Here is a 12,396-nt window from a genome sequence, read left to right on the forward strand (position 1 = left end):
CATTAGTTTCCTTTTTTAGAGTATTGCTGCTCAACTTTTTGCGTTATTTCGTCGCTCAGTCTAAGCGCTCTTAGCAACGTAAACACATTTTCTTCGTGATTATAATTAAAGTTAACTTGTTGCTGCTCTGGCTCATTAAAGCCTTGTAAGTTAACACCTAAGTTTAACCAGCCATCACTTTTAAGTGCTACTGTACTATTAAGCTTTTGTATATCAAGGTTTTTTAGCAACCCAAGCACAGGTTGTAACTCTTGTTGCTGGCGCATAACAGCGTCAAACGCTTCGTTATTACTAATAATAAGCTTCCCTTGACCTTGATTGGTTAGGCTGCCATTTTTTACCTCAACCCCTGTGTCATCAAAATAAAACGGCAACGACCCTTTTAGCCTACCTGTTAGGGTAATACCCGACTTATCGTCAAGCGTTATTAATTTACTGGCATCAACATTTTCAAACGTAACATTAGCTGTTTGCTGCTGCTTTAAAAGCGTGTATTTATCTAAAGAAAATTTACCACCAAAAATATCGCCTTCAACATCAAAGGCCTGCGCGCTATTATTAACCACTTTAATATTACCAGTGATACTTTTAACTACAGCGCCTGCACGTAATTCATTAAGATTAAAGGTAGTAGGGGCAACATTAAGCTGCCCTGAATCGTACTGCCCACCTAGCTGCATACTAAATTGATTAGCTAAGTAGTCGTTATAAAGTGCACTGGTATCAGTCATCGTTAAAGTAAAATTTGCTTTTTGTAAATTCACATCACCACTTATACGCCCACCCAATTTTCCTTGGGTTAGCTGAGCTAACGGTTCAAATTGGCTAACGATTGAATTTAACGAAAGCACACTTTGCTCTGGTATAATCACTTCAAACGGATGCGCTACCTTTGAAACATGATGATTGGCCACCAGCTCAACACCATTTACAAATACATGATGAGACGCTTTAAGCGCGCGACTTTGCAGCCCAGTTGACGTTACGTTTATAGTATTTAAATCGACATTTGGACTAGTGAGTGTATTTATTTGGGTGCTTGCATTTAAGTGAGCAAATAACTCTCCCACACCTAAGCTTGCCCTTACACTAAGGGTGTTATTAATACCGGTGAGTTTATACTCGTTGTATTGCACGCTTTTAAGCTTACTTTTAAGCGTTACTTTTGCATCGAGCTTTTCATTCATACTTGCTTCAAGGTTACCTGTGTAGCCGTTAAGAGCGCTGCCATAAGCAGCTGCGCTATCAAAGCTTAACTCAATACGTGCGCTACCTTCTGGCTTAAAGTCAATAAGTTGAGTAACTGTAAAATCCCCCTTGGCTTTAATATTATTAGCCTCAGCCGGTAAAAATTCAGGCAAAGCGGTAAGCGCAATATCGTAATTACCGCTTAATTGAGCGTTTTTAAGCTGCGTATTTAGCGTTATAGCGTCTATTTCATCCGTATGTAGCTGTGCCTTTAGCTGTGTGCGGGCGCTTTGTAACGGTGCAGCAGTATTTATAAACGTATCTGTAAACGTTATATCTATATTTTGCTTGGCTTGCTCTGCGCTTTTGAGCGTTATTAACGGTAAGGTTAGGTTGTTATGTGCAAAGTTAATTGGTTTAGCTAAAGCCCATTGCCAATTAAGTGGAAGCTGCTTTACAGCAAATGACTTGTAGGCACTTTCAGGAATAAGAGATTGGCAGTTATTACTAAGTTTTACATTGTTTTTAAGCGTGCTTGGGTCAAGCTCAAGGTTTTGGCTATTTAAATTATAGGTAGCACTTAGCACACCTTTGGAGCTGTTTGTTATATCGCAGCTTTGTATTTTATAGTCATACTGGGCTTGTAAATCACCACTAAGGCTTGCCTCTACCCCGTTAAAGCTAAATGCCTGCGCTGCATTAAAGCTAAGTCCACTTAATAGCTCATTATCTGTTTTAAGTAGTTGCTTCAATAATCCATCATTAACTTTAAGCTGCCCTTGTACCTTATTATTGTAAAGCGTTGCGCTTGCGTTTAAATCACCATTGACTACAAACTGGTTAAGCGTGGGCTCGGTGATATTTAGCATTAGCGGGCGCTTTAAAAGCGCACTGTGTATAGTTAAATGCTCAACTGTAATTGTTGGCCTTTTTTCAGGAAGCGCTAAATCTAAAATTGTGGCAGCAGTGCTTGTTTTACTACTTTGAGGAAATGGATTTACATTAAGTACTGCGTGTTTAACTTTAACATGCTTGGTATTAGCAGTAATACCTGTAAGAGTAAGCTCTTGATTTTGGTAACTTAAACAGGCTTTTTGTACGTGCACATTTAACTTACTCGTAAGCGAAAAATCTAAGCAGCTTAAGGTAACACCTGCTTTTTCAAGCTCAGGCGCTACTGCCCATTGTAATAGTGGCAAACGAAATGCATAGCCAAGCAAAACTATACTTAGCAATACAGCCCCCATAATTAAACCAACGCGCTTTAACATACTGTCCTTATAAGCTTTTATTTATACCTTACAAACTATCGTAATTTTAAATCTACGCAATCAAAAAAGGCTGCACAGTGCAGCCTTTTTTATTTTACAGCTAGATTATGAATCTAACTTGTATATGTCGTTTTTAACCTACATTTTTACGTGCGTTGCGGAACATACGCATCCATGGGCTATCCTCTTTCCACTCATCTGGGTGCCACGAGTTAGCAACAGCGCGGAACACACGCTCAGGGTGCGGCATCATTACAGTGGCACGGCCATCAGTAGAGGTAATACCGGTAATACCCTCTGGTGAACCATTCGGGTTAGCCGGGTATTGCGTTGTCGGATTACCGTAGTTATCTACAAATTTAACCGCAACAGTGCCGCTTTCAAGCGCAGCTTTAGTGGCAGCATCGTTTGCAAATTCTGCATGGCCTTCACCATGAGATACAGCAATTGGCATACGCGACCCAGCCATTCCATTAAAGAACACAGACGGGTTTTCTTGTATTTCAACTAAGCTAAAGCGTGCTTCAAAACGCTCTGACTTATTTGTTACAAAACGTGGCCAATGCTCAGTACCCGGAATTAACTCTTTCAATGTTGATAACATTTGACAACCATTACACACACCTAAGCTAAAGGTGTCTTCACGGTGGAAGAAGTTTTGGAACTGATCGCGTGCCATATCGTTAAACAATATAGACTTAGCCCAGCCTTCACCGGCGCCTAATACGTCACCGTAAGAGAAACCACCACATGCCACTAAGCCTTTAAATTGCTCAAGGGTTAAACGCCCTTCGAGGATATCGCTCATGTGTACATCAACAGCGGCAAAACCAGCACGGTTAAACGCAGCAGCCATTTCTAAATGCGAGTTAACGCCTTGCTCACGTAAAATAGCCATTTGCGGCTTAGCGCCCGTTGCAATGTACGGTGCGGCTATATCTTCGTTTAAGTCAAAGTTAAGTTTTACGTTTAAGCCTGGATCTTTTGCATCAAACTTGGCATCAAACTCTTGCTTAGCACAATCAGGGTTATCACGACGTGCTTGCATTTGGTACGTTGTTTCGGCCCAAATAGTACGTAATTCAGTACGAGTATGATTAAGTACAGTTTGCTCACCGCGCTTAAATACAATGCTATCGTCGCTATTAAGCGAGCCAATCACGTGGCTAATTGCAGCTACACCGTGTTGTTCAAATACAGCATTTACGGCATCTAAATCGCTGTTAGCAACTTGAATTACCGCGCCAAGCTCTTCGTTATAAAGGGCTTCTAGGTCTGTCCCGGTTAACCCAGCTAAATCAACAGTCACTCCGGTGTGCCCAGCAAATGCCATTTCAGTTACAGTAGTAAATAAACCACCGTCTGAGCGGTCATGATAAGCAAGTAGCTTGCTATCAGCGACAAGTGCTTGCATGGCATTGTAAAAGCCTTTAAGTAGCTCAGGGCTGTCAACATCTGGAGTAACATCACCAAGCTGCTTGTAAACCTGTGCAAGGCTTGATGCGCCCAGTCGGTTTTTACCCGCGCCTAAGTCAACTAAAATAAGTGATGTATCGCCTTTATCAGTACGTAACTGCGGAGTCACTGTTTTACGCACGTCGTCAACACGGCCAAAAGCAGTAATAATAAGTGATAACGGAGAAGTAACTGATTGCTCAGCACTATCATCCTCGTTTTTCCATGTCGTTTTCATCGACATAGAATCCTTACCCACAGGTATAGTTAAACCAAGCGCAGGACAAAGCTCTTCGCCTACCGCTTTTACAGCTTCGTAAAGGCCGGCGTCTTCGCCAGGATGACCTGCTGCAGCCATCCAGTTAGCCGATAGCTTAATGTTCTCTAGACTACCAATGTTGGCACAGGCAATATTGGTTAGTGACTCTGCCACGGCTAAACGCGCCGATGCACCGTAATTTAATAGTGCTGCCGGCGTGCGCTCACCCAGTGACATAGCTTCACCATGGTAAGTGTCGTACGTTGCTGCGGTAACTGCACAGTTAGCCACAGGTACTTGCCAAGGGCCCACCATTTGATCCCGTGCTACTAAACCAGTAACCGAGCGATCGCCAATGGTAATTAAGAATGTTTTTTCTGCAATGGTAGGTAAGCGTAATAAACGCTGAGCAGCCTCAGCTATATCAATCGACTCTGCATCAATTGCCTTACCAGTGACTTGCTTTGAAGTTACATCGCGATGCATTTTAGGTGCTTTACCTAATAATACATCAAGCGGCAAATCAACAGGGCTGTTATCAAAGTGGCTGTCGGCAACAGTTAAGTGGCGCTCTTCTGTGGCTTCACCTATTACTGCGTACTGCGCACGTTCGCGCTTACAAATGGCTTCAAAGCGATCAAAATCTTCAACAGCAACAGCCAGTACATAACGTTCTTGCGATTCGTTACACCAAATTTCGTGTGGGGCCATGCCCGGCTCATCGTTAGGAATATCACGTAGTTGGAATTTACCACCACGGCCACCATCATCTACAAGCTCAGGAAACGCATTAGATAAACCACCGGCGCCTACATCGTGTATAAACGCAATTGGGTTTTCATCCCCTAGTTGCCAACACTTATCGATCACTTCTTGGCAACGGCGTTCCATTTCTGGGTTTTCACGCTGTACAGAAGCAAAATCTAAATCTTCGTTTGATTGGCCCGATGCCATGCTTGATGCTGCACCGCCGCCTAAACCAATGTTCATTGCAGGGCCACCTAGTGCAATAAGTTTTGCACCTACTGGAATATCCCCTTTTTGAACATGATCAGCACGAATATTACCTAAACCACCTGCAAGCATAATAGGCTTGTGGTAACCACGCACCTCTTCACCATTGTGACTTGTTACTTTTTCTTCGTAGGTACGGAAGTAGCCTAATAAGTTAGGACGTCCAAACTCATTATTAAATGCCGCGCCGCCTAAAGGGCCGTCCATCATAATATCAAGCGCATTTACGATACGATTAGGTTTGCCAAAGTCGCTTTCCCACGGTTGCTCATAACCCGGAATACGTAAGTTAGAAACAGTAAAACCAACTAAACCCGCTTTTGGCTTAGAGCCGCGGCCTGTTGCGCCTTCATCGCGAATTTCACCACCTGAGCCTGTAGCCGCACCAGAAAATGGTGCTATAGCTGTTGGGTGGTTATGGGTTTCTACCTTCATTAAAATTTCTATGTCTTCTTGATGATACGCATATTCACCTTGCGCATTCGGGAAGAAACGACCCGCTTTTGAGCCCTTCATTACTGCTGCGTTATCTTTGTACGCCGACAGCACATTTTCAGGATTGTGCTCAAATGTATTTTTGATCATTTTAAACAGTGATTTAGGCTGCTCAATACCATCAATTGTCCAATCAGCATTAAATATTTTATGACGACAATGCTCAGAGTTTGCTTGCGCAAACATAAATAACTCTATGTCGTTAGGGTTACGGCCTAACTTTTTAAAGTTTTCTACTAAGTAGTCTATCTCGTCATCAGCAAGCGCAAAACCTTGTTCAACGTTTGCTGCAGCCAATGCTTCGCGCCCGCCACCTAAAATGTCAACTGATGACATTTCGCGAGGCGAGTCATTGCGGAATAACTGCGCTGCAGAAGCAAGTTCACTATGCGTTGCCTCAGTCATACGGTCGTGTAATAACGCCGTTACTTGAGCAAGCTGCTCTGCACTTAGTTCACCTTCTACGTAATAAGCAATACCACGCTCAACACGGTGAACCTGTTTAAGGCCACAGTTATGCGCTATGTCGGTTGCTTTAGATGCCCATGGTGAAATGGTGCCAGGGCGAGGGGTAACTAAAATAAGTGTGCCAGCTGGGGTATGCTCGGCAATAGTTGGACCGTAAGTAAGTAGTTTTTCAAGCTTAGTTTGCTCATCAACACTCAAAGGCGAGGTTAAATCGGCAAAATGTGCATACTCGGCATATACATTGGTGACTGGAAGTTGCGATAGTTTGCAACGCGCTAAAATTTTATTAACTCTGAACTCTGAAAGTGCTGGTGCACCACGAAGGATCAACATAGATAATTTCATCCGGGGTTAGGGATTGAACGATATTTTAGGCGGGCATTATAGTCTATGTAGCACCGAGTTTTAACTCCAAATTGCGCTTTTCAGAAAATTAACTTTTTATTTATATAAACAGCAGCAAAATTACCAATAAAAGCTAAACGCTAAGTGACGCCATAGTGAAGTTTTGGTATAACGGGGTATGAGCTTTATGGGGCGGTTAATGTTGAAAGAAAAGCTAATAATTATCATCACTTTAGTTATGTTGTTGTGTGCGTGTAATATGCAGGAGCAACAAACTCAACTTGCCCAAATTAAAGCACAAAATAAAATACGTGTAGGTACCCTTGCCAGTGCCAGCAATTACTACCAAGCCGTCCAAGGCGAGCAAGGTTTTGAATACGAGCTATCTCAAGCTTTTGCCGACTACCTAGGTGTTGAACTAGAAATAGTGCCGTTTTTTAATTTATCCGATATGTTTGAGCGCCTTGAAAGCGGCGATTTAGACTTAATAGCCTCAGGACTTACCTACAACAAAGTACGTGCACAGCAATATCGCTATGGCCCCACTTACAGAACAATTAGCCAAAAGTTGGTTTATAAACAAGGTCGAGTTCGCCCACGTGAATTTGACGACCTTGATGGAAACTTTACAGTTATAGCCAAAAGTAGCCACTCTTTAACCTTACAAAAAATAAAAAAGAGTAACCCAGATTTAACTTGGCAAGAAACTGAAGAACTCGATGAAGAGGAGCTTTTACAAGCCGTTATCGATGGCGAAATAGATTACACCCTCGCCGACTCACACACGCTTTCGCTGTTTAGACGTTACCACCCAAATTTAAGTATTGGCTTTTCAGTTACCCGGAATGACCCCATAGCTTGGATCCTTAATAAATCAAAAGATGATTCGCTTTATGCACTGCTAGTGCCCTTTTTTGGTGACGTAAAACAAAGTAACCAGCTGTATGTGCTCGAAGAAAAGTACTTTGGGCACGTACGCCAGTTTAACTACGTTAATACGCTTGCATACATAGAAGCTATAAAAGAAACACTCCCCACTTACAGGCCTTGGTTTGAGCAATATGCAGGTAGCCTTGACTGGCGCTTACTTGCTGCGCTTAGCTACCAGGAATCTATGTGGAACCCTCGCGCTAAATCGCCTACAGGTGTGAGAGGCATTATGATGCTGACACGCAGTACCGCTAAACAGGTGGGCGTAACAAATAGGTTAGCGCCAGAGCAAAACATCCGTGGCGGAGCTAAATACTTAGCTAAGCTCGTTAAACGCATCCCCGATAGAATCCCGCAGCCCGATAGAACTTGGCTTGCACTGGCAGCCTATAATGTAGGTTGGGGTCACGTTAACGACGCGCGCATTATTACCGAACAACAAGGGGCGAGCCCTGATAAATGGGCCGATGTTAAAAAGCGCTTACCACTTTTAATTAAAAAACGTTATTACCGTAAAACCCGTTACGGCTATGCGCGTGGCGATGTTGCGGTAAAATATGTTGATAACATTCGCAGGTATTACGATGCACTTGTATGGCTTGATGAAAATAATGCCCTAGAGCCAGAACCTGAATCAGAACCTGAATCAGAACCTGAAGCACCTGAAGTTGAAAAAGCAGCTCAACCAAGCAAAGAGCGTATTAACAACGATAAAACCGAACCTACCCCTTCGCTTTCACCTGAAGAAAAAAGTAAGCAAGGTGAAAATAACACGCAGCAGTCTCAGTAAAGCGTTTATATTTACGTTTTTAAATGGGCTATTCAGGCCTGTGAAACATTAAAATGTGGGCATTAAACGATTCTTTCCTCGTTTTAGCAGGCGCTAATTTCCCCTTCAGGCCTAACCACTCTAGTAACTAAATTAAAAATCTGTTTACTTGTCATGAAATGATCACTAATGTGTGTTTATAGTATATTTACCTGATTTTTAATATATCTTGTGCCTTTCTCACTCTCACGCATTAGGAGAACACATGCTAAAACGTAGACGCACGCAAAAACTAAAACGCAATATTATTCATTCAACAGCCACCAGACGTCGTATTATGCTACGTAACTTACATAAAAAAATTATTTGGCGTCGTCGTATGTTTGCTATGCAGCAAATGATAGAAGTAGATTCAGATAAGGCTAACTAGTCACTAATTTGACGAGCTGCTTTTTTAGCCGCTTTAATTTGTTCTCGGCGTTGTTTAAAAAACGCCGAAATAGTACTACCACAGGTTTGACCAAGCACCCCACCTAACACTTCTACTTGATGGTTCAGCCTCGGCTCTTGCAATAAGTTCATAATAGATCCAGCCGAGCCTGTTTTAGCATCAGGCGCACCGTACACAAGGCGCTTTACTCTGCTATGCACTAACAGCCCCGCACACATAGAGCATGGCTCTAACGTAACGTACAAAGTGCAATCAATTAAACGGTAATTATTTAAAGCTCTCCCTCCTTCACGCACTGCAATCATTTCAGCGTGCGCAGAGGGGTCGTTATCAGTAATTGAACGATTATAACCCGCTGCAATAAGCGTGTTATCTTTCACAAGGACAGCTCCTACCGGAATTTCGCCCAATTGCTGCGCCTTATTGGCATAAACTAATGCCTGCTCCATCCAATACTCATCGCTTTTTAGATCGTTCATAGTGCTTACTTTAAATAAATTTTCTTTTGGTATTATATCAACTTGCCTGTTTAAAATGCGTAATTGATTAAATTATTGCAAAAATAAAACAAAATAATGTGGTTTATCGTGGCTCATAGAGTGTGATTTACGCTATAATCTCACGCTTTTTTTATTTAGCTCACAACACAGGTAGCAAATGAAATTTCCTGGACGCCGCAGACATAAACATTATTTTCCAGTGGAAGCTAAAGATCCACTTACTAATCAGCTAAACGCAACTGAGCGATTACAACGTAGCTACATTACGGGTATCGATCAGATCGTTGTTGATATTGAAGCCAAAGTCGATCAGGCTTTTTTAGACGAGTTTCAACTTCGCCGAGGAATGTCGCAAGTTATTGATAGCGATATTACTAACGCACTTTACGACCGTTTAAAACTAAACGACATGGTTGATTACGAATTTGCCGGTGGCACCATTGGTAACACAATGCATAACTACTCTGTACTAGCAGATGACCGTTCAGTATTGCTCGGTGTTATGAGTGAAAACATAAAAATTGGCAGCTATGCCTATCGCTTTTTATGTAACACATCAAGCCGCGTTGATTTAGACTATTTACAACCAGTAGATGGTCCTATTGGCCGTTGTTTTACCTTAATTGATGAAACAGGCGAGCGTACATTCGCAATTAGCGCCGGTTTAATGAATCACTTAAAGCCTGAGTCTATCGATAAACACTTAATTGAGCAGTCATCAGCACTTGTGATCAGCGCCTACCTAATGCGTACACAGGGTGATGAAACAATGACTGAAGCAACCATGCAAGCAGTTAAATACGCTAACGATGCAGGTGTACCGGTAGTTTTAACACTCGGCACTAAGTTTTTAATTGAGCAAGATCCAACCTGGTGGGCTAACTTTGTAAACGAGCATGTCGATATACTTGCCATGAACGAAGAAGAAGGGCTAGCAATTACTGGCTTTGAAGACCCATTATTAGCCGCAGACAAAGCACTTGACTGGGTAGACTTAGTTATTTGTACCGCTGGCGAAAAAGGCTTATTTATGGCCGGTTACGTTGATGAGAGCTTTAAACGTGCAACCGAGTACCCACTATTACCAGGTGCCATTGCCGATTTTAATCGCTATGAGTTTTCTCGTGCAATGAAAAAATCCGATTGCGAAAACCCGATAAAAGCGTATAGCCATACGGCGCCATTCATGGGTGGGCCTGATTCAATCAAAAACACCAATGGTGCTGGCGATTGTGCGTTGGCTGCCGTGTTACACGATTTATCAGCAAACGTTTATCATAAGTTAAATGTCGCTAACTCAGCAAAACACGAACAAAAGGCCATTACCTACTCTTCTCTTGCACAAATTAGTAAGTACGCTAACCGCGCAAGTTACGAGGTATTAGTACAGCACTCTCCACGTTTATCACGTGGGTTACCAGAGCGCGAAGACTGCCTAGAGCAAGTGTACTGGGATCAATAAATAGGGAGCTGTGCGTGCTCCCTATTGCGGTATTTTAGAAAATCGAAATATCGAGCTTTTTAGATAGCAGCTCTAATGCTGCTATCCCCGCCACCGAATTACCAAATTCATTAAGCCCAGGTGAATATACTGCCACTGTAAACTTACCCGGTAATACCGCTAGTATAGTGCCTGACACACCCGATTTACCCGGCATTCCCACTCTGTAGCCAAAGTCTCCTGCCGCATCATATAAGCCGCTGGTGAATAAAATCGAATTTAATTGTTTATTCTGGCGACTACTCAAAACGCGCTTACCCGAGCTGTAATCAACCCCTTTATTCGCTAAAAAGTTATACGCTCTAGCTAGCTCAATACAGTTAAGCTCAATCGCACAAAAATTGAAGTAAGACCAAAGTACATCATCGACGTCATTCTCAAAATTACCAAACGACTTCATTAAATGCGCCATTGCCGCATTTCTATGCCTAAATTCGTACTCAGAATTGGCCACTTTTTTATCAATCACTATTGCACTATTACCTGCAAGTAACCTAAACGTTTCAAGCATTGAGTGGCGAGGTGCGGATAATCGACTGTACAAAGCATCGCACGTCACAATCGCGCCAGCATTAATGAAAGGATTACGTGGTACGCCTTTTTCGAACTCTAACTGCGTAAGAGAATTAAACGCGGTTCCTGAGGGCTCTTTACCTACCCGATGCCATAGCTCGTCGCCATAGCGCTGTAGCGCCATTGTAAGCGTCATTACTTTAGAAACTGACTGAATAGTAAAACGTTTTGAGCAATCACCCGCACAAATGGTTTCGCCATCAGTGGTATAAATAGCAATAGAAAACTGCTCGCTAGAAACCTCAGCAAGTGCAGGTATATAATCCGCAACTTTACCTTGTGATAACAAAGGGCGCACTTCGTGTGCTATTTCATCTAGTACAGTTTGGTAGTCAGCAATGGGCAATTGACACCTCTATTTTGGCATTTATAAAAATTTGATTTTAACACGCACAACTTCTGCACGCCTAGCTATGTTACATGAATAAAATAGCAGATAAGCATGAACTTAATGTTTATTTTCAAAGTGATATTTTCTATATCAAAGTAATACTAATCCGCAATAAGCCTTAATCATTTTGCGGGGCTATAAAAACTGATTACACTGAGCACGATGTGCGCCTTGACTTTGCCTATAATGGCTTAGCTTTCTATAAGGATATGAATGTTATGGCTCAAAGGATTTACAAGGGCGGGCATTACAAAGACTGAGTTAGCATGAGATCTTGGCTTTTTATTAAACTCCAGATAGCAAAAGACCCGTTACATCGCTGTAACGGGTTTCTTTAATTTGAATCCTGGTAATGTCGTAGTACCCACAGCGGTGGAGAGTCAAATAGCAAATGGAATATTATCATTGCGTCGGGAGTCGCTACGCTCGCCCGACCTACATTCTAGAAGTAGATTAGTGTGTATTAATTGTACGTATTTAACTTTTCTTCAGACGTAAAAAAGCCCGGCTCTTTCGAGTCGGGCTTTCTCGTATTTGAATCCTGGCAATGTCCTACTTTCACATAGCAAATGCTACACTATCATCGGCGCTGTTTCGTTTCACTACTGAGTTCGGCATGGGGTCAGGTGGGTCCAAAACGCTATGGTTACCAAGAAAATTCTGTTCAATTTTCTTATTTTATTTATTAAGCTTTAAGTCCTTCGACTGAATTTGGAGCCTGGCAATGTCCTACTTTCACATAGCAAATGCTACACTATCATCGGCGCTGTTTCGTTTCACTACTGA

At 42.3% G+C, this 12,396-nt stretch carries 7 protein-coding genes and 1 rRNA gene; 3 read left to right on the plus strand and 5 right to left on the minus strand.

Annotated features, from left to right (window positions below; translation table 11 throughout):
* Positions 1 to 2: 2 nt before the first annotated feature.
* Both MTF64_RS13685 and purL read right to left on the minus strand, forming a co-directional pair.
* Complete coding sequence (locus MTF64_RS13685) at positions 3 to 2,459, minus strand: YdbH domain-containing protein (RefSeq protein ID WP_248451731.1); 2,457 nt, start codon at positions 2,457 to 2,459, stop codon at positions 3 to 5.
* A gap of 133 nt (positions 2,460 to 2,592) precedes the next feature.
* The gene (gene purL, locus MTF64_RS13690; protein WP_248451732.1) at positions 2,593 to 6,483 is read right to left on the minus strand and encodes a phosphoribosylformylglycinamidine synthase; all 3,891 of its coding nucleotides are present in this window, start codon (positions 6,481 to 6,483) and stop codon (positions 2,593 to 2,595) included.
* A 211-nt stretch (positions 6,484 to 6,694) separates the two neighbouring features.
* Here purL and mltF point away from each other — a divergent pair, with 211 nt between their 5' ends.
* A complete protein-coding gene (gene mltF, locus MTF64_RS13695; protein WP_248451733.1) occupies positions 6,695 to 8,215 on the plus strand; it encodes a membrane-bound lytic murein transglycosylase MltF in 1,521 nt (506 codons plus the stop codon).
* Between the two features lie 244 nt (positions 8,216 to 8,459).
* On the plus strand, positions 8,460 to 8,624 hold the full coding sequence (locus MTF64_RS13700; protein WP_004588576.1) for a hypothetical protein: 165 nt from the start codon (positions 8,460 to 8,462) through the stop codon (positions 8,622 to 8,624).
* Here MTF64_RS13700 and tadA read toward each other — a convergent pair.
* Positions 8,621 to 9,124 carry a tRNA adenosine(34) deaminase TadA gene (gene tadA, locus MTF64_RS13705; protein ID WP_248451734.1) on the minus strand — a complete coding sequence of 168 codons (504 nt, stop codon included), beginning with the start codon at positions 9,122 to 9,124 and terminating at the stop codon, positions 8,621 to 8,623. The two genes, MTF64_RS13700 and tadA, sit on opposite strands and share 4 nt — an antisense overlap.
* Positions 9,125 to 9,302: 178 nt before the next feature.
* Here tadA and MTF64_RS13710 point away from each other — a divergent pair, with 178 nt between their 5' ends.
* Positions 9,303 to 10,607, plus strand: a complete 1,305-nt coding sequence (locus MTF64_RS13710; protein ID WP_004588578.1) for an inosine/guanosine kinase — start codon at positions 9,303 to 9,305, stop codon at positions 10,605 to 10,607.
* 34 nt (positions 10,608 to 10,641) lie between these two features.
* Here MTF64_RS13710 and glsB read toward each other — a convergent pair whose 3' ends face one another.
* Positions 10,642 to 11,565 carry a glutaminase B gene (gene glsB / locus MTF64_RS13715; RefSeq protein WP_248451735.1) on the minus strand — a complete coding sequence of 308 codons (924 nt, stop codon included), beginning with the start codon at positions 11,563 to 11,565 and terminating at the stop codon, positions 10,642 to 10,644.
* Between the two features lie 584 nt (positions 11,566 to 12,149).
* Positions 12,150 to 12,264: ribosomal RNA gene (gene rrf, locus MTF64_RS13720) — 5S ribosomal RNA — on the minus strand.
* Between the last annotated feature and the right edge of the window lie 132 nt (positions 12,265 to 12,396).

It is taken from the genome of Pseudoalteromonas sp. 2CM41L (assembly GCF_023161905.1).
Taxonomy (GTDB): domain Bacteria; phylum Pseudomonadota; class Gammaproteobacteria; order Enterobacterales; family Alteromonadaceae; genus Pseudoalteromonas; species Pseudoalteromonas atlantica.

Bases quoted from the DNA above. Each gene is read 5' to 3' on its own strand.
- MTF64_RS13685 (WP_248451731.1), bottom strand. From the start codon at position 2,459: ATGTTAAAGCGCGTTGGTTTAATTATGGGGGCTGTATTGCTAAGTATA.
- purL (WP_248451732.1), bottom strand. From the start codon at position 6,483: ATGTTGATCCTTCGTGGTGCACCAGCACTTTCAGAGTTCAGAGTTAAT.
- mltF (WP_248451733.1), top strand. From the start codon at position 6,695: ATGTTGAAAGAAAAGCTAATAATTATCATCACTTTAGTTATGTTGTTG.
- MTF64_RS13700 (WP_004588576.1), top strand. From the start codon at position 8,460: ATGCTAAAACGTAGACGCACGCAAAAACTAAAACGCAATATTATTCAT.
- tadA (WP_248451734.1), bottom strand. From the start codon at position 9,124: ATGAACGATCTAAAAAGCGATGAGTATTGGATGGAGCAGGCATTAGTT.
- MTF64_RS13710 (WP_004588578.1), top strand. From the start codon at position 9,303: ATGAAATTTCCTGGACGCCGCAGACATAAACATTATTTTCCAGTGGAA.